The sequence below is a fragment of the Ruminococcus sp. genome, assembly GCF_045129435.1.
Classification (GTDB): Bacteria; Bacillota; Clostridia; order Oscillospirales; family Acutalibacteraceae; genus Ruminococcoides.
Genome location: NZ_JBGVJL010000047.1, coordinates 1 through 22,736, shown reverse-complemented (window position 1 = coordinate 22,736; position 22,736 = coordinate 1). Strand labels below are relative to the sequence as shown.

19 protein-coding genes, 1 tRNA gene and 1 pseudogene are annotated in these 22,736 nt (G+C 39.9%); 16 read left to right on the top strand and 5 right to left on the bottom strand.

Annotation, left to right across the window (positions count from 1 at the left end; all coding sequences use genetic code 11):
- Positions 1–58 precede the first annotated feature (58 nt).
- Together ACJMMI_RS02460 and ACJMMI_RS02455 are read right to left on the bottom strand one after the other, a co-directional pair.
- Positions 59–134, bottom strand: a tRNA-Trp gene (locus ACJMMI_RS02460).
- Between the two features lie 338 nt (positions 135–472).
- The gene (locus tag ACJMMI_RS02455; RefSeq protein ID WP_405353168.1) at positions 473–5,605 is read right to left on the bottom strand and encodes an InlB B-repeat-containing protein; all 5,133 of its coding nucleotides are present in this window, start codon (positions 5,603–5,605) and stop codon (positions 473–475) included.
- 328 nt (positions 5,606–5,933) lie between these two features.
- On the opposite strand from ACJMMI_RS02455, the pseudogene ACJMMI_RS02450 reads away from it, so the two are divergent.
- The 7 genes and pseudogenes from ACJMMI_RS02450 to ACJMMI_RS02420 form a co-directional block, all read left to right on the top strand.
- Positions 5,934–6,428, top strand: a pseudogene (locus ACJMMI_RS02450) (signal peptidase I); the annotation flags it as partial.
- Positions 6,429–6,452: 24 nt separating this feature from the next.
- Entirely contained in the window at positions 6,453–7,094 is a 642-nt protein-coding gene (locus ACJMMI_RS02445; protein ID WP_405353166.1) for a hypothetical protein, read from the top strand.
- A 37-nt stretch (positions 7,095–7,131) separates the two neighbouring features.
- Positions 7,132–7,617, top strand: a complete 486-nt coding sequence (locus tag ACJMMI_RS02440) for a hypothetical protein (RefSeq protein ID WP_405353165.1) — start codon at positions 7,132–7,134, stop codon at positions 7,615–7,617.
- A gap of 134 nt (positions 7,618–7,751) precedes the next feature.
- Positions 7,752–9,197: a TasA family protein gene (locus tag ACJMMI_RS02435; protein ID WP_405353163.1), complete on the top strand. Its 1,446-nt coding sequence runs from the start codon at positions 7,752–7,754 to the stop codon at positions 9,195–9,197.
- Positions 9,198–9,554: 357 nt separating this feature from the next.
- On the top strand, positions 9,555–9,857 hold the full coding sequence (locus ACJMMI_RS02430) for a transposase (RefSeq protein WP_405353169.1): 303 nt from the start codon (positions 9,555–9,557) through the stop codon (positions 9,855–9,857).
- Positions 9,858–9,913: 56 nt separating this feature from the next.
- Positions 9,914–10,111 carry a hypothetical protein gene (locus ACJMMI_RS02425; protein WP_405353161.1) on the top strand — a complete coding sequence of 66 codons (198 nt, stop codon included), beginning with the start codon at positions 9,914–9,916 and terminating at the stop codon, positions 10,109–10,111.
- A 220-nt stretch (positions 10,112–10,331) separates the two neighbouring features.
- Positions 10,332–11,060 (top strand): transposase, encoded by a 729-nt coding sequence (locus ACJMMI_RS02420; RefSeq protein ID WP_405353159.1) that lies wholly within the window; start codon positions 10,332–10,334, stop codon positions 11,058–11,060.
- Here the strand turns inward: ACJMMI_RS02420 and metA are convergent.
- The 3 genes from metA to acpP form a co-directional block, all read right to left on the bottom strand.
- Complete coding sequence (metA, locus tag ACJMMI_RS02415) at positions 11,057–11,989, bottom strand: homoserine O-succinyltransferase (protein WP_405353158.1); 933 nt, start codon at positions 11,987–11,989, stop codon at positions 11,057–11,059. The two genes, ACJMMI_RS02420 and metA, sit on opposite strands and share 4 nt — an antisense overlap.
- Positions 11,990–12,029: 40 nt before the next feature.
- Positions 12,030–13,469 carry a proline--tRNA ligase gene (gene proS / locus ACJMMI_RS02410; RefSeq protein WP_405353156.1) on the bottom strand — a complete coding sequence of 480 codons (1,440 nt, stop codon included), beginning with the start codon at positions 13,467–13,469 and terminating at the stop codon, positions 12,030–12,032.
- A gap of 160 nt (positions 13,470–13,629) precedes the next feature.
- Positions 13,630–13,857 (bottom strand): acyl carrier protein, encoded by a 228-nt coding sequence (gene acpP / locus ACJMMI_RS02405; RefSeq protein ID WP_117705718.1) that lies wholly within the window; start codon positions 13,855–13,857, stop codon positions 13,630–13,632.
- Positions 13,858–14,060: 203 nt separating this feature from the next.
- Between acpP and aroE the strand changes: the two genes are divergently transcribed.
- The 9 genes from aroE to ACJMMI_RS02360 all read left to right on the top strand — a co-directional run bounded on the left by aroE (position 14,061) and on the right by ACJMMI_RS02360 (position 22,524).
- On the top strand, positions 14,061–14,903 hold the full coding sequence (gene aroE, locus ACJMMI_RS02400) for a shikimate dehydrogenase (protein ID WP_405353154.1): 843 nt from the start codon (positions 14,061–14,063) through the stop codon (positions 14,901–14,903).
- Between the two features lie 14 nt (positions 14,904–14,917).
- Positions 14,918–15,436 (top strand): shikimate kinase, encoded by a 519-nt coding sequence (locus tag ACJMMI_RS02395; protein WP_405353153.1) that lies wholly within the window; start codon positions 14,918–14,920, stop codon positions 15,434–15,436.
- A 95-nt stretch (positions 15,437–15,531) separates the two neighbouring features.
- Positions 15,532–16,554 (top strand): 3-deoxy-7-phosphoheptulonate synthase, encoded by a 1,023-nt coding sequence (gene aroF, locus ACJMMI_RS02390; protein ID WP_405353152.1) that lies wholly within the window; start codon positions 15,532–15,534, stop codon positions 16,552–16,554.
- A gap of 33 nt (positions 16,555–16,587) precedes the next feature.
- Positions 16,588–17,418 carry a prephenate dehydrogenase gene (locus ACJMMI_RS02385; protein ID WP_405353151.1) on the top strand — a complete coding sequence of 277 codons (831 nt, stop codon included), beginning with the start codon at positions 16,588–16,590 and terminating at the stop codon, positions 17,416–17,418.
- 14 nt (positions 17,419–17,432) lie between these two features.
- The gene (gene aroB / locus ACJMMI_RS02380; RefSeq protein ID WP_405353149.1) at positions 17,433–18,482 is read left to right on the top strand and encodes a 3-dehydroquinate synthase; all 1,050 of its coding nucleotides are present in this window, start codon (positions 17,433–17,435) and stop codon (positions 18,480–18,482) included.
- Between the two features lie 12 nt (positions 18,483–18,494).
- Positions 18,495–19,766 (top strand): 3-phosphoshikimate 1-carboxyvinyltransferase, encoded by a 1,272-nt coding sequence (gene aroA, locus ACJMMI_RS02375; RefSeq protein WP_405353147.1) that lies wholly within the window; start codon positions 18,495–18,497, stop codon positions 19,764–19,766.
- A complete protein-coding gene (aroC, locus tag ACJMMI_RS02370) occupies positions 19,747–20,817 on the top strand; it encodes a chorismate synthase (RefSeq protein WP_405353146.1) in 1,071 nt (356 codons plus the stop codon). The genes aroA and aroC overlap by 20 nt, the downstream gene beginning before the upstream one ends.
- Positions 20,818–20,832: 15 nt before the next feature.
- A complete protein-coding gene (locus ACJMMI_RS02365; RefSeq protein ID WP_405353144.1) occupies positions 20,833–21,972 on the top strand; it encodes a chorismate mutase in 1,140 nt (379 codons plus the stop codon).
- A gap of 210 nt (positions 21,973–22,182) precedes the next feature.
- Positions 22,183–22,524, top strand: coding sequence for a hypothetical protein (locus ACJMMI_RS02360; RefSeq protein WP_405353142.1), 342 nt, complete (start codon positions 22,183–22,185; stop codon positions 22,522–22,524).
- Positions 22,525–22,736: the final 212 nt, after the last annotated feature.

Here is a 22,736-nt window from a genome sequence, read left to right as displayed (position 1 = left end):
CCGCCTGATTATTTATATGAAAAAACGGCTTAAACGCAGTGTTTAAGCCGTTTTTGCTTGGCAGGGGCAGAAGGACTCGAACCCTCGGCACGCGGTTTTGGAGACCGCTGCTCTACCAACTGAGCTATACCCCTATATTTATTATTTAATTTCAAAGACAATATGTATTATAACAAAGCTTGCATAATTTGTCAAGGGTTTTTGATAAATTATGCAAAGATAAATTATTAATTTTTTATATACATAATCGGGCATAAATTTATACCTATCTACAATAGTAGGAATTAATAATCAACCATAAATAAAATTTTTATGTTTCATTATTGTAAGTGTTATCACTTACTTGATTATATTATAATCATTTAAAGCAAAACCACTATTAAAAAGCAGATAATAAACCACCACCTCACAGAGTGAAATCATTTTGTGAGGTGGTGCTGTTTTAGTTTTAATTCAGTTTTATTTTTAGCATTTAAGCGTTATCGCCCTCAATAATGCCCAAAACATTGTTAAAGCTTGTGCTGCAGCCGCCAAATACATTTGTGCCTGTATAGTCGTTGTAGTAAGTTCTGAGCAAGCCGTTTGCGTCAGTATAGCGAATGTATGAACGGGCAAGAAGCTCCTGACCCTTTGCCTGCTCAATCTGTTCCTCTGTTCTGCCGCTTGAATCGTATGTAACAACAAGTGAATAAATACGGTAGGTTTTTGCCTTGCTGTTAAAATGGTCATACGCAGGAGCACCTGAACCGTAACCGCCAACCTGACTTGTGCAGTTTATATTCTGAACATATTTGTACTCTGTTCTGGTATCAACACCATTTACATTATCGCCTTTGTACTCAATCTGATAACCTGACTTGCCATTTGCATACTTTTTAGCAGTTGCTGTTTTGGCAAGCACATATCCATATTCAGGCTTTGAATCTGACAATGCGTCAATCTGCTTTAAAAGGCTGTCGCTGAGTGAAGTTACAAAGCGAAGTCCTGAGGTTGAATATGCAGGTGTCGAGCCTGAGCCGTCAGGATAGTTATCATCTTTCTTAGCATTACGAATCTGTGTGCCAAAGAGGTCAAAACCGTTGTAAGTATTAACACCGGTTACCTTGGTATCATCGGCAGTTTTCGCAACTGTACCTACATCTAACCAATGAGCATAGAGGTGGGTTTCACCTGCAAATACATCGCTCCACTTGTAAGCTGTGCCGTCATCATAGTACCAACCGGCAAAAATCTTTGTGTTCTTCTCAACACTTGGAATTTCATAGAATGAATTGATTGTACTGTCATCATTCATTGTATAGTCATTTCCTGTGTAAGTATAGGTTCTGAACAGGTCTGCCGTCTGAGCTGTGCTTTTGCCGTCAATATTGCTGTGGAAGTAAACCTTGGTTTCTGTCCACTGAGCAACAAGTGTGATTTCTTTTACTTCATTTTCAGAATCAACAGCACTTGCGAGAGCACCATATGTGGTTTCGTCTGTAACATCAATATTTTTATCCTTGAGTTTCCAGCCGACAAAACCGGTATTATGCTTTACAGGGGTTTCTTCTGTGCCAAGGTTTGCGCTGTCCCAAGCAACGGTTTTTGAATCAACCGAACTGCTGCCGTTGATTGTACCGCCGTTTAAGTCATAGTTTACTTTATATCCACCCTTAGCATTAAACTTAGCATAGAAAATTGTGCTTGCCTGACCTGCCTGATAGTTTGGAGTCAATTTTTCCTTGGTTGGTGTAAGCTTATTTCCGCTAACAAATGCACTGTACTGCGAATCATCAGTTACTTTCTGAGTGCAAGCCTCATCAAGATACCAATTATCAAATTCGTAGCCCATATCAGCAGTCGGAGTTGAGCCTGCAAAATTATTTGTACTACTGCCGTCTATGGTTTCGGTATTTTGTGAAAGACTGCCGCCGCCAACCGTTTTGTACTCAACTGTGTACTGAGTAGGAGTGTAGAAAAATACAATATTGTTTTTATAGCCTACATCACTTGGGTTATTTTCTCTTGGGCTGTATGTAAGCGTAATTGATTTGCTTGCATTAAGGCAAGTCCAACCGTCAATATCTACTGAGTTTTCAGTAACGGTATCACCAAAGTATTGGTTTTCAACCTTTTTGTATTTTAATAAAACACAAGAATTTCCAATTGGGAATTTAGTTTCATCTTCATACTGAGTCAGATTATCGGTAGCTGTGCCATACACAAGATAAAATACTCTGTAGTAGGTTTTCTGAATATTGTAGAACACATAAAGCTCTGTGCCTTTTTCTGTTACATTAAACTTAATTGTGGTTTTTTTATCAGAATCGGTATCAAAGGTTGCGTCAGATTTAGTTGTACCACCATCAACCACAACAGCCTTTTTATTAAGTTCATAGCCTGTGAATGTAAGCGGATAAGCTGTTACTTCGCCAATATCAGCTACGCCTTTAATTAAATTGCCCTCATTTTCCGTGTAATCGCCTGTACCGTCAACTGCATAGTTTGTGCCGTCTGTACCCGGATTCTGCATCATATAATGAATAATGTACGGTGCAACGCTTGACTGCTTTGTATAGTAGAAGGTAATAATATTGTCAGCTGAGCTTACATACTGACCGTTTTCGTTCTTTTCAACTGAAAGAACAAGCTGTTTGTAAGTATCATCGGGAACACAATCCTTTACAACCTGAAATCTCTCGGTAACGACATTATTGCTTGTAGTAACAACCTTTTTGCCGTAAATACCCTGTGAATCCGCATTTGGTGCAACAAAATCATTGATAAGCGGTTTACTCGGCTCGTTGTATCTGTACTCAACAGTATAAGTTATAGTTGGAACATTTACATATGTAAATGTAAAAGCATTGTTCTTTATATTGTTTAACTCGTCACTCTGAACAAGAATAGAATGGCTTGCAAGTGTTGGATAATAGCCTTTATTGTAGCCGTCATAAAGTTCATTTGACGGATTGCCTACCTTTGGAGTAAATGTAGCGGTAGTACCCTCAAATCTAAAGCCTGTAGTATCATCTGCTATTGTAAGATGCCAACGCTTGTCACTTGCAAGATAAACATAGGTTTTATCGTCTATGCTCTGAATTTCGTTGTCAGACGGATTTTGTGAAATTGCAAAAAGCTTTGCTGATAAAGTGCTGTCCACACTTTCCTCAAGTGCGTAATGAACTACATACGGACTTGATTTTTTACTGCCCCAGTCTGCATATACATCAAAATCTGCGGTAATAGGTGTATCAAGCGGTGAGAAAGCCTCTACATTGCCGTTTTTGTTGTATCTCCAACCCGCAAAAGTATAGCCCGAAGGATCATTCGGAACTCTGAAATTGTCAAGTACATAGCCATGTGCCTGATGTCTTATTCCCAGCAAGCCGTCCGCCTTTACATAACCCTTACGATTGCCGTCATCAACATAAACATAGGTTGCTTTTGTGTCGCCGTTTTGAATAGTATAAGCAAGGTTATTAGCTCTTCCCTTTCTGTAGAAACAGTCGTCAACCTTTACATATTCTCTTACATCGTCAAAATATGATACCTTGTAAACGCCCTTACTGTCCGCTGTTGCATAATTAAGATGATTTAACCAGATATAGCTTGTTTCTTTGGTTTCTGTATGGTCTATAGCATCCAACAAATAAAGTGCATATTCGTCGGTTTCAACCTCGTTTTTATTGAAAGCCTCAAGGTAGCTGTAGTTTTGGAATACTCTTACGCTGTGGTCAACAGGAATCCACTTTGCATAAAGCATGGTGTTTGACGCCGGCATTGTGTCGCTGTCAAAATCAACCTCTGTACCCTCAAGGCAGTTTGGAGAAGTGTACCAACCGCCAAAGGTATATGCACCCTTTTCAAGATTTGACGGATAAGACGGTTTAAAGCTATAGCTTTTTAATGGGGTTTCAAAAGGAACTGTTACCTGTTTTTCGGTTTTGTCATAATTGTAGAAAGTAAGCTGATAGTCATTTCTTGAATAGAAGAATTTTGCAATATATGACTTTATTCCATACGCATCATCATTCTCATCAGTAACGACTGTGCCATACTGATCGCTTTCGTCAAAACCTTTGAATGTCATACCCTCAAGAGAAGTAGGGGTCTGCTGATAGGTATATGAATTTTTCATTACATGAGTACCGTCATCATAACAGGTTGCGGACCCTCTTAGATAATAATTTACTCCGTCTTTTTCAATATCACCCTTAACATTATTTAATGTAGGGTAATAATACTCATATGTCCACTTGTTCGGTGTATTCCAAGTTACCCAGTTTGAACCATTGTCAAAAAAGCAAAGATAGTTTACTACCTGATGCTCAGGTTCATTCGGATAACATTCTTTTAGTGCCGCAACATCAAACAAAAGCATATCATCAAGTCGCTGATACTTACCTTTAATAGTCTGGTTACCATTATTCCTATAAGAATATTTTACAAAGTGTTCACCGTTCCAACCTGCAAAGTATGCTTTCTTCATAGGTGTACCCGCTAAAGGTGTACCGTCCGGATAATATTTTTTATGATTCTTTGCCATCTCTGCTTGTGACAATTCCGGAGGATCGAATGGGTCTGTAAGCCACAAATTACTGATATTCTGCTGATAGCGTGCTTTACACTCTACATAATAATACTTAAAAGTTTCGCCCTCATTTGGTGTGTCTGATTTATAATCAATAGTTGTAGTATAAGTTCCTGTAGAATATATTTTTTCGTTTTTATACTGTTTCTTTAATTCAGGTAAAGCGGTTACTTCACCCCAACCGCCATTTGAGCTTGCACCCTGGTCACGGCTTAAAAGATAGTTTACAAAAGAGCCCTCTTGTCCTTCTTCTCCCGGAACAAGTGCATTAGTTCCGTTATCTGCACTTATTGTCTTAATATAATTTTCGCCCGAACCAAAGTTATAGGTAGAACCACCCTTAATATAAAACTTTCCTTTGCTTGAGCCGGTAAGACCTTCTCGAGCATAAATAAATCTTAAAGTATATACTTTTCTGTCATAATATACATTTACAACAGTAGAGCCGTCACCACTGACTACCACATTTTTATCGGCTGTTTTATATACATAGCGGTCACGAGTGTAGCTGTCAACCTTAGATGTAATATCTTTTACAGTATTAATATCCTTGTAGTCTTCACCGTTTATTACATCACCTGACTGAGCAGAAATGCTGTCTTGCTTACCAAGGTAGCTGTAATTGTCATCGTCAGGATTCTGCAGCCAATACACTACAGTAAAAGTAGTATCGGTCTTTTTCCAGAGTGCCTTATACTCACGATCCTCTGCCGGCATTATTGTTGGCAATACATCAGCTTTGCCGTCCTCAACATACTTAACCTCAGATTCATTTCCGTCATCTAAAGTATAGCTTACAAGATCCCAGCCCTCAAATGTATATCCAACTCTTGTAGGCTGGTTTACAAGGAATGATGACTCATAGCGGGCATAGATAGGGTCTGTGCCATATCCGCCGTCCATATCAAAGGTAAAAAGATAGTAGTTACGGTCATAGTAACTGTCAATCACCGTACTGCCGTCACCTGCAATTGTTGTAGGAATGTGGTAGAGCGGAGTAAATCCTACCTTATTCTTAACAGCCTCATGCAAATCATCATCACTGACTGTACTGCCTGTTACACCGAATAATATCTGACTCAGGCTTGTATCTAAAGTGTAGTGATTATCATAAATATTCTGAAAATAATATAATATGCCATAAGGTACATTAGAAGGCTTGTAATATACATTAATAGTAATGTCATTTTCAACATTTGTATAATCAAGTTTAAGTGTGCTTGCGTCAGCCTCTTTACCGTTCGGCTGAGTCCAGTAAGGCTCATAACCAATGTATGTAGGACTGATTACATCCTGCTTAAAGCTTTTACCTTTTTCAATATTTGCCGTGTAACTGCTGTAAACCTCTTTATGTGTTGTAGCAATAAGACTCTTAGGTTGGAATATGTTTTCGGTTGACAGCTCAAGTATGACTCCAAAGTTGCCTGTGAACAGTCTTATTTTAGTTCAAAAGATTGAACCTGAAAAAATTGAGGTTGGCGATATAGTTACCTACATATTAAACGATAACAATATTCTTGTTACCCACAGGGTAGTGAGTATTAATTCGGCAAAGCAGACATTCACCACAAAGGGTGACGCTAACAATGCAAATGACTCTGCACCTGTTCGTTGGGGAAATGTTGTTGGCAAGGTTGTATTTTGTGTTCCATACCTCGGTACTCCGTTGAGAGTTGTTACTGCCGAAGAAAACAGAGTTGTTGTAATTTCAGTAATTGTCGGCTTGTTTGTATTATCTCTTGTATGGGACATTGCATTCAAAAGCAAAAAAGATAAAGAAAAGAAAGCCGTTGAAATCATAGAAAATGACAGCACAAAACTGGAATTCGCTCCGCAAGAAAGCGGATTGCAATAAAATATTAAAGAAAGGAGAAATATAATGAGAAAAAGCCAAAAAGCAATGATTACATTCGGAACGCTTGCAGTAATTGCCGTATGCACGGTAGCCCCTACCCTTTCGTGGTTATCTGACACCAGTGACCCGGTAGTCAATAAATTTGCAGGCGGTGCTATTTCAATTAAGCTTGATGAGGCTCTTGTTAATACTGACGGACAGGCACTCACAGGTGAATACGCCCAGCGTGTAACAAACAACAGCTACAAGTATGTACCCGGTGCAGTTCTTGATAAAGACCCCACACCCACAGTACTCAAGGGCAGTGAAGAATGTTATGTGTTTATTTGTGTTGAAAATGAGCTTACCGATAAGTTTTCAATTAATTATGACACAAATTCTTGGCTGCAAGTTGCAACTGCCGATAATCAGACAGTTTATGTCTACAGTCAGAAAATAAACGCTAAAAACAGTGAAGAAGATGTTGTACTGAATCCGATTTTCACAAAGGTAACTGTTTCCACCGAGCTTACTTCTTCAGACATCAAAGCACTCGGTGAAAAAAATCTTACTGCAACAGCATATGCCGTACAGGCTAAGAGCATTGACAAAAATACAGCCATTGACCTTGCAGCAGCTCAGTTCTTACCTGAGGGCACAAACACACAATATCCCGATATAGCTTAAAATACAGCTATTTTAAGAAAGGAGGATTACATAAATCATGAAAAAGAAACGGTGCATAATCAATGTGTTGAAATACACTTTCTGCATTACGCTGTGCATCGGAATAGTATCGGCAATATCTTCTCAGACCGTAAAAAGTACAACAGCTTATGTATCCTCGCTTTCTGTTGAGTGTATAAACTCGTTTGAGGGCATAGCAACTGAGTCAACCACTCAGACAAGCTCAGCAGAGAAAACCACAGCATCAGTTCCGCCTAAACCAACTGAAAGCACACTGGCAACAACTCAGACTCACCCCACATCAACACAGGTTGTAACAGAAACTTCAGCTGCAACAACAGAAGCCACAGCAAGTACAGTTGCAACTACTCAACAAGTAACTCAATCGACCTCTCCGACAAGTCAAGGTTCATCTCCAACCACTACAGGCGACCGTAATAATTTTGAGTGGTATGTAATCTGCATAATAATCAGTGCAATGGGATTAGCAATTTGCTGGCGACTCGGAAAGGATAAAAATTAATTAACCGCAAAGGAGGGATTCTGATATAAAATTCAATACATAAAGTCTATTAAAGTATTTATAACTTCGTTCTAAAAATTCTCAAAACCTATACAAAATCAAAACTATAAAACAAAACTTCAGGAGGATGTATTATGAAAAAGCTAAACAAAAAGAATGTAGCAATCACAGGCGTTGCAGTTTCGTTAGCAGCCGTTATGCTCGTAGGCGGCGGTACTTTTGCTTACCTAAAGGGTGAAAGCGATCCGATTACAAACAGCTTTAGAACAAATCAGGTTCAAGTAAGCCTTGAAGAAACTACAGGCAACGAATACAACATTATACCCGGCACAACCCAGAGAAAAGACCCTAAGGTTACTGTAAACAATACAGTTGACGCATATGTATTTGTTGAGGTTGCAGACGCAACCGAAGGACTTGTAGGATACTCCATTGCAGACGGCTGGATTCCACTTGACGGTGTGCCAAATGTTTATTATCGTTTAGTAAGTGCAGCACAGGATGTAAAGGAATTCTCTGTTCTTGCAAATGATGAAGTTAAGTACGACAAAGCACTTGAAAATGACGATATGATTGACGATGAAGGCAATCTCAAGACAGGTATTGACCTTTCATTCAATGCTGTTGCAATTCAGGCAGAACCTTTTGCAGATGCAAAAGAGGCTTACAATGCAAAAGACGCTGTAATAACTTCTGACACAGATGTTATTGAGGCTGCTATTCAGGACGGTATTCCGGTTGTTCTCAGTGATTCTGCTCAGGTTGACTCCGCTGTGCTTGACAGATCAGGTGCTGACATTGACTTAAACGGCAAAGAACTTACAATCGGCGGCACAACCCCTATTACTCTCTATGATAACGAAGCAATTTCATTAAAAGACGGTTCATTTGTTCTCGAAAACACAAACACTACACATGCAGGTATATCAGTACACGAGGGCGGAAGCTTAGAGCTTAATAATGTAAAAATGAAATCAAACAATGTAAGTATGGTTGTTGATAAAAGTACAGATAACGCTACCGTAAACATTATTGATTCAGAGATTATATCAACAGATTATTATGCTTTATCAACAAATGCAGGAAATACTAAGACAGGTGCTAATGTTGTTATCAACATCAAAAATTCAACACTTATTGCAACAAACGCAGATTCAGCAGCTGTTCTTATGAATATTCCGGGCACACTTAACATTGAGGATTCTTATCTTGAAGCTAATCGTCAGGGACTCATTGTTCGTTGCGGTAATGCTACATTAAAGGATTCAACAGTTAAATCAAATGCCACAAGTGATACAATATATCAGGAAAAATGGAATAAATACGATAACGATAAATGGGGCAGCGGCAACGAAGTGCCTGTAGCAGCAATAGTAGTAGGCAACCGTGGTGCAGAGGGTGCAACAGCTTATCCTTATGACGCAACCTTAACATCAATTAATTCAAGCTATATTATTGCAAGCAATAGCCCTGTTTATGCAGCAGGCTATAACGGACACACCGCTACACTAAACGGAATTGATTCTGTTTTTGTAACTCAGAGCACAGGCTTTGGCGGTAATGTTGTAATAAATGATTAATTAACACTATTTTTACTTCTCAATAAAATTATAAATAAGTTCTGACTCAATGGGACTGTCGCAATGTGCGGCAGTCCTATTTACAGTCGGAAAATTTTTTGCTTAAATTATCATAGACTTTATACTCGGACATGAAAATTTGGTCAACCTTTTTCAAAGGTTGTGGGTGTGGGCAAAGCCCACAATACTTTAAGCTAACACAAAGTTTTGATAGGGAGCTGTAAAAAACAGCCCAAATAAAAACGACTGCATTCTAACCGAAAGGTAGGAATGCAGTCATTTTTGTGATATAATTTATTTGCAATGAAAAACCATATCAACAAGGTACATTATACACCATAGCAATTAAAATTACCACTGGAAATTGAAAAAATAATAGAAATTTCTGATCCGGTATATACATTTAACGAGGCTTTTCATCATATTGATCTAAATAAACACCTTGCTGTTAAGGAAAGCAGGATAGGTCGCAAAAGATATAATAGCGAAACTTCGCTGAAAGTAATACTGTTTGCATTTATGGAACACGGCTATGCGTCAACAAGAGAAATAGAAAAGCTTTGTAAAACAGACATAAGATTTATGTGGCTGTTGCAGGAAACTAAAGCACCAAGTCATATGACAATAGATAACTTTATGAAAGATTATCTTGCAGACTGATAGATGATATTCTTGCGGAAATCAATTCATATATCTTTGAACAAGAGCAGGTTGATATGTCGCACATCTACATAGACGGAACAAAGATAACTGCCAATGCAAATAAATACAGCTGGGTATGGAAGAAAAGCAGTATAAAGCACAGACAAAAAGTATTCAACAAAATTACTGCGTTGCTTGAAGAAATTGACGAAACCATTTCATTACAAGGAATTAGATTTGAAATTCGTACAGAATATGCCATTATGCCATAGAATATATGGAACAGATAATCAGACAGTATGTTAAGCTGACAGGAATACAGCCTGAAACCTTTGTTTATGGACGAGGACATCGTAAGTCCGTCGAACAAGGAATTACGACAAGCTTGTTGAATACACCAAAAAGCTAAAGAAATACGCAAAGCACATAAGTATTTGTGGGGAGAGCAGAAACAGCTACTCAAAAACAGACAATGACGCAACATTTATGCGAATGAAAAGAGATCACATGGGTAACGACCAATTATTGCCCGAATACAATATTCAGCTTGGTATATGTGATGAATACATTGCAGTGTTTGATGTTAAGCAGTATGCATCTGATATGGATTGCTTCATTCCTCTTATGGAAAAATTCAAAAAAGTACACGCCTTTTATCCCAAATATCCGGTTGCAGACGCAGGATATGGCTCGTTTAATAACTATCTTTACTGTGAAGAACACGGAATGGAAAAGTATATGAAATTCACAATGTTTGAAAAAGAGAGCAAGGATGAAAAGTATCGCGACAATCCGTACAGATCGGTAAATTTCCCAATTAATGAAAACGGAAAGCCTGTTTGTCCGAATGGTAAAGAGTTCAATTATCTTTACACAAAACCTGTGAGAGGAAACAAATACGGCAGGACAGAAGAATACTATCAATGCGAAGACTGCACAAATTGTTCTCACAAAGAAAAATGTTGCAAAGCCAAAGGTAACAGAATAGTCAGGCTAAATGAGGAGCTGACAAGCTTTCATCAAGAGGTATTAAGCAATCTCAACAGTACAAAAGGTGCAAAAACAAGCACCTTTTCGAGTTATACCCAAATTTTAAACATTCTTCATACTTTTATACAATTTCAAGAAATTCAAGCAAAAAAAATCACCGAGACTCACTTTTTCGTGAATCTCGGCTTTTTGATATGCTGCTTTTTTACAGCTCCTTGGTTTTTAGTTTAATGTGGGTATTTTTCAAGCAAGTCACGCAAATCATACGGAGTTGCCTGATATACATAATAGTTAAGCCAATTTGTGAAAAGCAATGTTGCGTTACTTCTCCAAACCATTGGCGGTGTGAGTGACGCATCATCATTTGGAAAGTAGTGATACGGCACTTTTGGGTTAATTCCCTTGTTTTCATCACGAAAATACTCGCTTGCAAGGGTATCTCGGTCATACTCGGCATGTCCCATTACAAACACCTGTCTGCCCGACTTATTTGTAACTATCGCCACGCCTGCAAGCTCTGACACCGCAAGAATTTCAAGTGCACTGTTTCTGCGAATATCTTCCTCACTTACCCCTGTATATCTTGAATGTGGAATACAGAAGGTATCGTCAAAGCCACGCATAAGCGGGTGGTGAGGATCTAAAATAGTATGGTTATAAATACCGCTGAGCTTTTCCTTTAGCTTGTGCTTTTGAATACCATAGTGGTAATAAAGTCCTGCCTGTGCACCCCAACAAATATGGAGTGTAGAATAAACATTGTGCTTTGACCATTCCATAATCTTACAAAGCTCGTCCCAGTAGTCAACATCTTCAAACTCAAGCTGTTCCACCGGTGCACCTGTAATTATCATTCCGTCAAAGGTTTCATCCTTTATTTGGTCAAAGGTCTTGTAAAAGGTAGTAAGGTGATGAGGTGAGGTGTTTTTTGATGTATGTGATGCCATCTGCAAAAGCTCAATATCAACCTGTAGTGGACTGTTGCCCAAAAGCCTTAAAAGCTGGGTTTCGGTAGCAATTTTTGTTGGCATCAGGTTTAAAATAACAATTTTCAGCGGGCGAATGTCCTGCTTTATCGCTATTTCGTTTGGCATAACAAAAATATTCTCAGACTCAAGCACCTTTATGGCAGGTAAATTGCTCTGAACCTTAATTGGCATAGCCTCAGCACCTCCTTATACATTTCAAATATAAAACTAATTAATACTGCTTGCCCCAGTAAACCTGATGCTTAGCAGGCTTGCCGCAGCATACGCAAACATCGCTGATGTGTTCCTCAACAAAAGGAATACAACGGCTCTTAACACCGCCTGTTGCGTCTTTAAGCTTATCCTCACATTCGCTGTCGCCACACCACATAGCCTTAATAAAGCCCGGATGATTTTTAGCTGTATCAACAAATTCTTCAAAGTTTGTTGCTATAAATGTCTTTTCCTCTGTATTCTTGCGTGCTCTCTCGTACATATCATTATGAATTGTATCAAGAAGCTCTGCAATATAATCAGAAAGTCCCTCAAGCGGAACAAAATACTTCTCACGAGTATCTCTTCTTACAACTACGCACTGACCCTTTTCAATATCCTTAGGACCAATCTCAACTCTTACAGGCACGCCTTTCATCTCGTACTCTGCAAACTTCCAGCCGGGAGCATGGTCGCTGTCATCGAGCTTTGTTCTGAAATACTTTGTAAGCTCTGCTTTAAGCTCATAAGCCTTATCGAGTACGCCCTCTTTATGCTGAGCAACAGGAACAATAACAACCTGAATAGGTGAAATTCTTGGCGGAAGCACAAGGCCGTCATCATCGCTGTGTACCATAATGATAGCACCAATCATTCTTGTAGACGCACCCCAAGATGTCTGGTGTGGGTAATGCTGTTTATTGTCCTTACCTGTAAATGTAATGCCAAAACTCTTTGCAAAGTCGTCACCAAAGTAATGTGATGTACCGCCCTGAAGAGCAACGCCGTTGTGCATCATTGGCTCGATTGTGTAGGTTTCTTCCGCACCTGCAAACTTTTCTTTCTCTGTCTTTCTGCCGATTACAGCAGGAATAGCAAGAGTTTCTTTATAGAATGACTCGTAAACATGGAGCATACGGAGTGTTTCTTCCTTTGCTTCCTCTGCTGTTGCGTGCATTGTGTGACCTTCCTGCCAAAGGAACTCAGATGTTCTGAGGAAAGGACGGGTTGTTTTTTCCCATCTTACAACACTGCACCACTGATTGTAGAGCTTTGGAAGATCTCTGTATGTGTTGATAATTTTCTGATAATGTTCACAGAAAAGTGTTTCTGATGTAGGACGAACGCAAAGACGCTCGTTGAGCTTTTCACTGCCGCCAACTGTTACCCATGCACATTCAGGAGCAAAGCCCTCAACATGATCCTTTTCCTTCTGCAAAAGGCTTTCAGGGATAAACATAGGCATATATACATTTTCGTGACCTGTTTCTTTAAATCTTCTGTCAAGGTCAGCCTGCATATTCTCCCAAATAGCATAACCATAAGGGCGGATAACCATACATCCCTTAACGCCTGAGTAGTCAACAAGTTCTGCTTTTTTTACAATATCGGTGTACCATTTTGCAAAGTCTTCATCTCTGCTTGTGATAGCTTCAACCATTTTTTTGTTGTCTGCCATTTCAATTCCTCCATATAAAGAAATATTCGTGTATCATAACATTTCTATTATACTATAATAAATTATTTTTGCAAGTACAGACAATGTTTTTGTTGTGAAAATTTATTGCAAAAAGTAAAAGAGGTCAGGCATAAGCCCGACCTCAGGTTTAGTTATTCAATTATGAATTTGCCTCAATGTAAGAAACAAGTGAGCCAACAGTCTTGATGTTCTCGATTTCATCATCAGGAACTTCTACGCCGAACTCGTCTTCGATTGACATAAGTAAATCTACAACGTCAAGTGAATCAGCACCGAGATCTTCCTGTAAATCTGTATCAGCTGTTACCTTATCTTCTTCAACATCGAACTGCTCAGCAAGAATTGCCTTAACCTTTTCCAATACCATTGGAATTCCTCCCATAATAAAAAAATATTTAATGTATCCATTGTAATTATGGACAAAAGTACATATTTTATGCTACAATGGAATAAGCAATCGTTTAACCGTGTTGCTTCTTAGATTATATTATTGTTTATTTAATCTTTTGTCAATATCTATTTTGAAATTTTTCTATTTTTACCAAAAAAATTTATAGGGGGTATATTTTTATGAGTACTAAAAAATATGCAGTAATAGGTCATCCTATCGGACATACAATGTCACCTTTTATACATACAAAGCTGTTTGAGCTTGCAGGAATAGACGCAGTTTACACAAAGCTTGATGTTGCTCCCGAAAGCCTCGGATACGAATACGACCACATTTTATCTAAGCTCAGCGGCTATAACATTACAATTCCTCATAAGCAGAATATTATTCAGTATCTTGATGAAATTGATGAAAAAGCCAATATGTACGGCAGTGTAAACACCGTTGACAATAAAGATTACACCGCAAAAGGCTACACAACAGACCCTGACGGTTTTTTAAAGGCTCTTGACGCCGCAAAAATCAAGCTTGCAGGCAGAGTTGTAATTGTCGGATGCGGCGGCGTTGCAAGAACAATGGCATACGAGGTTGTTCTTAAAAACATTCCTGTTCTTTTTGCGGTAAGAGAAGACGATGTTGAGATTGCAAAGGCTCTTTGCGATGAAATCAAAAGCACAGTTATCGGTTCTCAGCCGTCATATTGCCTTATAAGTGAGCTTGAGGGCGACATTGATGTGCTTGTAAACGCTACACCGCTCGGAATGTTCCCTAAGGTTGAAAATCAGCCGGTAAGCGATGAAGTTATTGCAAAATGTAAAAATGTATTTGACGCAGTTTACAATCCGCTTGAAACCGTACTTATTCAGAAAGCAAGGGCTAACGGCTCAAACGCTGTCGGAGGTATGTCTATGCTCGTATGGCAGGCTGTGGTATCACATGAAATTTGGGACGGCTCGGTTTATGACCCTGCGGAAATTGACAAGCTCTGCATTGCAGCATCTAAGGAATTAATGAACAGATAATCGGAGGACTTACTGTGGATAACATTGTTTTATGTGGCTTTATGGGTTGTGGCAAAACAACCGTTGGCAGAAACCTTGCCCGTAAGTCAGGACGAAAATTCATTGATATGGACTCCTATATCGAAGAAAAAGCAGGAATGAAAGTGTCGGAAATCTTTGAAAAATACGGTGAAAGCCATTTCAGAGATTTGGAACACGAGGCTTGCCTTGAACTTGCTGATACAAAGGGACTTGTAATTGCCTCGGGTGGCGGTGCTTTTACATTTCAGCGTAATATAGACGCTTTTAAAGGTAAGGATAAAATCGTTTTACTTGATGTACCGCTTGACATTATTAAACAAAGATTAAAAAATGACACTACCCGACCGCTTTTACAGCGACCGGACAAAGAAGACGCTATGCGTGAGCTTTATGAAAAGCGACTTCCTATATATCTTGCCGCTGCCGACATAACAGTAAGCGGTAAGAACACACCGCTTAAAACAGCCTATGCTATTATAAGAGCAGTAGAAGCAGACGAGAAAAATAATTAATTTGCGGTTTATGTAGTATAACAGTCTTGACTGTAACGCTTTAAAGTGGTAAAATATTTATAATTTAATTAATGTGAACGAAAGGATATTCTAAAATGATTATTGTGTTAAAACCATCTGCCTCACAGGAGCAGATTATTAATTTTACAAATATGCTCAAAGAGGAATATAATGTAAAGGTAAACAAATGGGAAGGTGTGCAGTCAACCGTTCTCGGTCTTATCGGTGACACCACTAAAATTGATATGGACTACATTGACGCTCAGGATATTGTTGAGAGCGTTAAACGAGTTCAGGAGCCATACAAAAAGGCAAACAGAAAGTTCCATCCGGACGATACCAAAATCAAAATTAATGATGATATAACCATTGGCGGCGGCAGTCTGCACATTATGGCAGGTCCTTGCTCGGTTGAAAGCGAAAAGCAGATTGTTGACATTGCAAAGAGCGTAAAAGCTTCAGGTGCAACATTTTTAAGAGGCGGTGCATTCAAGCCAAGAACTTCACCATACGCTTTTCAGGGCTTAAAGGCTGAGGGACTTGACCTTTTGAAGATTGCAAGAAAAGAAACCGGTCTTCCTATTGTTACCGAAATTATGAGAGCATCACACATTGATATGTTCGAAAATGTTGACATAATTCAAGTTGGTGCAAGAAATATGCAGAACTTTGAGCTTCTAAAGGAGCTTGGCAAGATTGACAAGCCAATCCTTTTAAAGAGAGGTCTTTCAGCTACTATCGAAGAATGGCTTATGAGTGCCGAGTACATTATGGCAGGCGGTAATGACAAGGTTATTCTCTGTGAAAGAGGTATCAGAACATACGAAACCTTTACAAGAAACACTCTTGATATTTCGGCTATTCCGGTTATCAAGGCTCTTTCACATCTCCCGGTAATCGTTGACCCAAGCCATGCCGCAGGCAAGAGCTGGCTTGTTGAGCCACTTGCAATGGCAGCAGTTGCCGCAGGTGCAGACGGTCTTATTATCGAGGTACACAACGATCCGCCACACGCTCTTTCAGACGGTGCACAGTCACTCACACCTGAGCAGTTTGACAAGGTTGCAAAGCGTGTATTTGCACTCAAAAAATCTATTGACGAAATCAATAACAAGTAATTTTATTATTTCATAAATTCGGAGGCTCTGAAAATGAACATTGCCGTTATCGGTCTTGGCATTATTGGCGGCAGCTTTTGCAAGGCTATAAAAAAATATACCGATAATTTTGTAATCGGTATCAACAGAACACAAGCAACAGCAGAAAAGGCACTAAAGGTTGGTGCAATCGACAAAATCGGCACTCCCGAAAGCCTTAGTGAATGTGACATAATCATTCTTGCTCTTTATCCGCAGGCGGCTGTAGATTTTATTGAAAATTACGGCAGCCACATAAAAAAGGACGCTATTGTTGCCGACAGCTCAGGAATTAAAAGGGCAATTTGTCCGAGCCTTTCTGCTTTATCACAAAAGTACGGCTTTACATTCATCGGCAGTCACCCAATGGCAGGCAAAGAAACCAACGGTTTTGATGTTTCAGAGGCTGACCTCTACAAAAATGCAAGCTATATTATCACACCATGCGGTGCGCCTGAAGATAAGGTTGAGGTGCTTGCTAATCTTGCAAGGAAAATCGGATTTGGCACAGTAAAAATCACCACTCCCGAAGAACACGACAGAATGATTGCGTTCACTTCTCAGCTGCCGCATGTATTGGCATGCTCATATGTAATGAGTCCCTGCTGCCCTAATCACAAGGGATTTTCAGCAGGCAGCTATCGTGATGTGTCAAGAGTTGCAAACATCAACTCTCAGCTATGGAGTGAGCTTTTCCTTGAAAATCGTGAGCCGCTTATTACCGAGCTTGACATTCTTATTGATAATATTACAAAAATTAAAGACGCTATTAAGGCTGAGGACAGAGAGGCACTTGCCGAATTGTTGGAGCAGGGGCATCAGGTAAAAACTGCTCTTGGCGAATAGAATTGAGGTATAATATGAGAACAGTAAGAGTAGATACGGGCAAACCGTACGATATTTGCATTGAAAGAGGAATCCTTGACAAATGCGGTGAATACGCAAAAGCTCTTTCAAAGGCAGAAAAGGTTACTATAATTTCAGACACCAATGTTGCTCCGCTTTATATGGACAGGGTTAAGGCTTCGCTTGAAAAAGAGGGCTTTAAGGTTGCCACACACATTTTTAAAGCAGGTGAAGAGCAAAAGCACCTCGGCTCTATTGCCGAAATGTACAACACACTTGCAGAATTTTCTATGACAAGAAAAGATATTGTTGTAGCACTCGGCGGCGGTGTTGTCGGCGATATGGCAGGCTTTGCCGCTGCAAGCTATTTGCGTGGTATTGATTTTATTCAGATTCCAACCTCTCTCCTCTCTCAGGTTGATTCATCTGTCGGCGGTAAAACAGGTGTTGATCTGCCGCAGGGCAAAAACCTTGTAGGTGCGTTTCATCAGCCTATAGCTGTACTTATTGACCCCGACACTCTCAAAACTCTTACAGACGCATATATCTGCGACGGTATGGGTGAGGTTATAAAATACGGCTGTATCAAGGACGAAAAGCTTTTTGAAAATCTTGAAGAACAGAACGCACTTGAACACATTGAAGATATAATTGAAATCTGCGTTTCAATCAAGCGTGATGTTGTAAATCGTGACGAAAAAGAGGCAGGCGAAAGAAAGCTTCTAAACTTTGGTCACACACTTGGTCACGCTATTGAAAAAATTTATAATTTTAAAGGTATAAGCCATGGAATGGCTGTTTCCGTGGGTATGGTGCTTATTGCAAAAGCAGGCGAAAAGCAAGGCATCACTGAAAAAGGCACAGCAGACAGAATTACAAAGCTTTGTAAAAAATACGGTCTGCCGACATCTGACAAGGCAACTTTTGAGCAGATGGCACAGGCTGCCAAGGGCGACAAAAAGACCGCCGGCAATTCTATAGACCTTGTACTTTTAACAAAAATCGGCGAAAGCTTTACTAAAAAGGTTGAACTTGCAAATCTCTGCGACTTTATCACAACCTGATTGGAGGATACAATGTCTGATGTTAAATACAGTCCGTTTATTCCAAACGGCACAGTAAATGTTCCGCCGTCAAAAAGTGATGTTCATCGTGCAATAATTTGTGCGGCAATGGCAAACGGAGTAAGCAAAATTTCTCCTGTTGCCCTTTCAAATGATATTAAAGCCACAATCGGCTGTATAAAGGCTCTCGGTGCAGAAGCAAAACTTGAGGATAATGTTCTCACAGTTGACGGCAGAAATATGTATAAAAACAAAACTGCCCTACTTGATTGCGGCGAAAGCGGCAGTACGCTGAGATTTTTTATTCCTATAGCAGCCGCAGGCAATGTCAATGCCACTTTTGTCGGCAAAGGCAAGCTTCCACAGCGACCAATCGGAATATTTACCGAGGCTTTGCCAAAGGCAGGTACAGCCTGCAAAACCGAAGGCGGACTTCCGCTTGAAATCAGCGGTCAGCTTAAAAGCGGCGTGTTTGAAATTCCCGGTAATGTAAGTTCACAGTTTATCACAGGTCTTTTGCTCGCTCTGCCAATTCTTGAGGGCGACAGCGAAATTATTCTCACTTCCCCGCTTGAAAGCGTTGGTTACATTGATATGACAATCCGCACAATGAAACAATTCGGTGTAGAAATTGATGTCACCAAAAACGGCTGGCATATAAACGGCAGACAAGCCTACAAGCCTTGTGATTACACAACAGACGGCGACTGGTCGCAGGCTGCATTTTTTATGGTGCTTGGTGCTATCGGTGGCAAGGTAACCGTAAAGGGTGTTGCAAAGGATTCCACACAGGGTGACAAAAAATGTGCTGAAATTCTCTCTCAGTTCGGTGCAAAGGTAACTTGGTTTGACAACGAAGTTACTGTAGAAAAGGGCGAATTAAAAGCAATTACTATAGACGCATCGCAAATTCCCGACCTTGTGCCTGTACTTTCGGTATGTGCGGCATTTGCAGAGGGTACAACAAAGATTACTAATGCCGAAAGGCTCAGAATAAAGGAATGTGACCGTCTAAAGGCAACTGCCGAACTGCTAAATAATCTTGACGGAAAGGTGAAGGAGTTTTCTGACGGACTCGAAATCACAGGGGTTTCCTCCCTTAAAGGTGGAAATGTAAACGGCTACAACGACCACAGAATCGTTATGTCTGCCGGTGTTTGTGCCGCAAGAAGTGACAGCGATATTACCGCAACCTTTGCAATGAGCATAAACAAAAGCTACCCTGATTTTTACATAGACTACAACAGCATAGGAGGAAAGGCAAATGTCCTCAACCTACGGTGAAAAAATAAAAATTTCTGTTTTTGGTGAAAGCCACGGCAACGGAATTGGCGTTGTTATTGACGGACTGCCGGCAGGAGTTAAAATTGATATGGATAAGGTGCTTGTGCAGATGTCACGCCGAGCACCCGGAAAAGATAAAACTGCAACCCCTCGCAAAGAAAGTGACCTGCCAAAGGTGCTTTCCGGTATGCTTGGCGACACTCTCACAGGTGCACCGCTTTGTGCAGTAATTGAAAACACAAACACAAAAAGCGGTGACTACGGCAATCTTCTCAACTGTCCTCGTCCCGGTCACAGTGACTACACCGCTTATGTTAAATACAACGCAAGCAATGATATTCGTGGTGGCGGTCATTTTTCAGGCAGACTCACCGCTCCGATTGTTTTTGCCGGTGCAATCTGTCGTCAGATTCTTGAAGAAAAGGGAATTAAAATTGCAGCACACATTGCAAGTATTGGCAGTGTAAATGACGAGGCTTTTAATCCTGTAGCTATTGATGACGAGCTTATAGACAAGCTGAACAACAGCACTTTTTCTCTTATTGACGATTCGGTCGAAGAAAAAATGCGTGCCGAGGTTGAGGCGGCAAGACTTGCTCAGGACAGCATTGGCGGTACTATTGAATGTGCCGTAAGCGGAATTGAGGCAGGCATTGGCGAGCCTATGTTTGACGGCGTTGAGGGCGTTATTGCAAAAGCAGTATTCGGTGTGCCTGCAATTAAGGGCATTGAATTTGGCAAGGGCTTTGAACTTTCAAAAATGCGTGGCTCTCAGTCAAATGACCCGTTTGAGTACAAGAACGGCAAGGTTGTAACAAAAACCAACAACTGCGGCGGTATTCTCGGCGGAATCACAAACGGTATGCCTGTTATTTTTAAAGCAGGCGTTAAGCCTACTCCGTCCATTTCTATGGAGCAGGATACTGTAGATTTACAAAAAAAAGAAAATGCAAAGCTTGTTATCAAGGGAAGACACGACCCATGCATTGTGCCACGAGCTGTACCCGTTATTGAGGCTGTAACAGCCGTTGCAATTTTAAATCTTTTATAATTAAGGATGAATAAAATGAGAAATCTTTCAGAAATCAGAACTGAAATTGACAGTATAGACGAACAAATCATTGAGCTTTTCAAAAAGAGAATGGATTGTGCCAAGGAGGTTGGCAACTACAAAAAAGCCAATAACATTCCTGTGCTTAATCAGGCAAGGGAAAACGAAATTCTTGATGCTATTGAGGTGCGTGGCGGTGAATACGGCTCATACGCAAGACTGCTTTATTCAAATATAATGGAGCTTTCCAGAGCGTTACAGCACAATATTGTTGGCAGTGGTGCTGAAATCAAGCAGATTATCAGCAATGTCGAAACTGAAATTCCAAAAGAAAATGTCAAGGTTGGCTATCAGGGAATCAAGGGTGCTAACGGTCACGAAGCTACAATCAGACTTTTCCCACATGCCGAGGCTTTTTGTTATAAGTCATTTGGCGATGTTTTTGATGCAGTTGACAGAAATGAAATCACCTTTGGTGTACTCCCTGTAGAAAATTCCAACGCAGGCTCGGTTTCAGCCGTTTATGACCTTATTTTAAAGCACCGATTTTACATTGTGGGTGCTCTTGATCTGCCGATTGACTACTGCCTTGGCGGTTTAAAGCAAGCTGAATTTGCCGACATTGAAAAGGTGTGGTCACATCCGCAGTCGCTTTCTCAATGTGCCGACTACATTGCAAAAAACAATTTTGACTCCACCCCATGCTCAAACACAGCCATTGCGGCTCGTGATGTGGCAAAGGAAAAGCGTCTTAATGTTGCCGCAATCTGCTCTTATAAGGCAGCCGAGGAATACGGCTTAAAGGTGCTTGATAACCACTTGCAGGATAATGACAAAAATACAACAAGATTTATTGTTATTTCTAAAAAGCTGTTCATTACTCCCGATTCAAACAAAATCAGCCTTTGTTTCTCACTTCCGCATGTTACAGGCTCTCTTTACGGCTTGCTTTGCAGGTTTAATTCACTCGGTCTTAACCTTACCAAGATTGAGTCACGCCCTCGCCCAAGCAGTGACGAAGGCTTTGAATATCTGTTCTATCTTGATTTCTCAGGCAATGTCAGCAGTAAAGAGGTAACAGATCTTATTGCTCAGCTTAGTGCCGAAATGCCTGAATTCAGCTTTTTAGGCAACTACTGCGAATACTCAAATTAAGATATTTATGCTTGTTTTGTCTATTAATTAACACATAGTCTATATATGTGCAATATAATCAAAAATTATCGACAAATTTCGCATAATAACTATTGCATTGCATAAAATTTATGGTATAATATGCTTATTAAAGTACTAATTACTTTAATAAGCATTTTTATTTGAATAATCATAAGCAAAAATTCAAACATAAATAATGAGGTGTTTAATATGGACGATAACAAAAAATTAATTTGTGCGGCAGCAGGTGCTATTGGTGCTTTAGCAGCCGTTTCTGCCACAGTATTCGCTGTAAAACAGCACAAGAAAAAGCAGAACGCACTTCTTTTTGAGGAGCTTGATTGCAGTCTTGATGATGACCTTGCAGAGCTTGCAAATGAGGTTGAAGAAACTAAGCCTACAGACGAAGAAAAAGCAGAGCCAAAGGAAGAACCTAAGGCTGAAGCTGAGGAACAGCCAGAAGTAAAAAACGAAGCTGAGCCTGTAGCAGAAGAAAAAACGGCTGAATCGGATACTGAAAAAGCTGATGCTCCGGCTAAAACAGAAGAATAATTTTATGAATGCCTTGCTTAAAGCAGGGCATTTTATTTTGCAAATTTTATGGTGCTTTGTCAATAGTCAGGTAAATTATGGTTTAGCAGAAAGTTTCGGATAAATAACAAAAAATTTAGGCGAGCCTTTTTAAAGGCTCGTGGGTTTGGGCAACGCCCAAGAAAAGTTGTTTTTATATCAGTCTATCGGGCACAAACAGCGTTGCTGTTTGT

What these genes read in the sequence shown, in the direction of transcription:
- ACJMMI_RS02445 (WP_405353166.1), top strand. Translation starts at nt 6,453, where the DNA reads ATGAGAAAAAGCCAAAAAGCAATGATTACATTCGGAACGCTTGCAGTA.
- ACJMMI_RS02440 (WP_405353165.1), top strand. Translation starts at nt 7,132, where the DNA reads ATGAAAAAGAAACGGTGCATAATCAATGTGTTGAAATACACTTTCTGC.
- ACJMMI_RS02435 (WP_405353163.1), top strand. Translation starts at nt 7,752, where the DNA reads ATGAAAAAGCTAAACAAAAAGAATGTAGCAATCACAGGCGTTGCAGTT.
- ACJMMI_RS02425 (WP_405353161.1), top strand. Translation starts at nt 9,914, where the DNA reads ATGTCGCACATCTACATAGACGGAACAAAGATAACTGCCAATGCAAAT.
- ACJMMI_RS02420 (WP_405353159.1), top strand. Translation starts at nt 10,332, where the DNA reads ATGAAAAGAGATCACATGGGTAACGACCAATTATTGCCCGAATACAAT.
- metA (WP_405353158.1), bottom strand. Translation starts at nt 11,989, where the DNA reads ATGCCAATTAAGGTTCAGAGCAATTTACCTGCCATAAAGGTGCTTGAG.
- proS (WP_405353156.1), bottom strand. Translation starts at nt 13,469, where the DNA reads ATGGCAGACAACAAAAAAATGGTTGAAGCTATCACAAGCAGAGATGAA.
- acpP (WP_117705718.1), bottom strand. Translation starts at nt 13,857, where the DNA reads ATGGTATTGGAAAAGGTTAAGGCAATTCTTGCTGAGCAGTTCGATGTT.
- aroE (WP_405353154.1), top strand. Translation starts at nt 14,061, where the DNA reads ATGAGTACTAAAAAATATGCAGTAATAGGTCATCCTATCGGACATACA.
- aroF (WP_405353152.1), top strand. Translation starts at nt 15,532, where the DNA reads ATGATTATTGTGTTAAAACCATCTGCCTCACAGGAGCAGATTATTAAT.
- ACJMMI_RS02385 (WP_405353151.1), top strand. Translation starts at nt 16,588, where the DNA reads ATGAACATTGCCGTTATCGGTCTTGGCATTATTGGCGGCAGCTTTTGC.
- aroB (WP_405353149.1), top strand. Translation starts at nt 17,433, where the DNA reads ATGAGAACAGTAAGAGTAGATACGGGCAAACCGTACGATATTTGCATT.
- aroA (WP_405353147.1), top strand. Translation starts at nt 18,495, where the DNA reads ATGTCTGATGTTAAATACAGTCCGTTTATTCCAAACGGCACAGTAAAT.
- aroC (WP_405353146.1), top strand. Translation starts at nt 19,747, where the DNA reads ATGTCCTCAACCTACGGTGAAAAAATAAAAATTTCTGTTTTTGGTGAA.
- ACJMMI_RS02365 (WP_405353144.1), top strand. Translation starts at nt 20,833, where the DNA reads ATGAGAAATCTTTCAGAAATCAGAACTGAAATTGACAGTATAGACGAA.
- ACJMMI_RS02360 (WP_405353142.1), top strand. Translation starts at nt 22,183, where the DNA reads ATGGACGATAACAAAAAATTAATTTGTGCGGCAGCAGGTGCTATTGGT.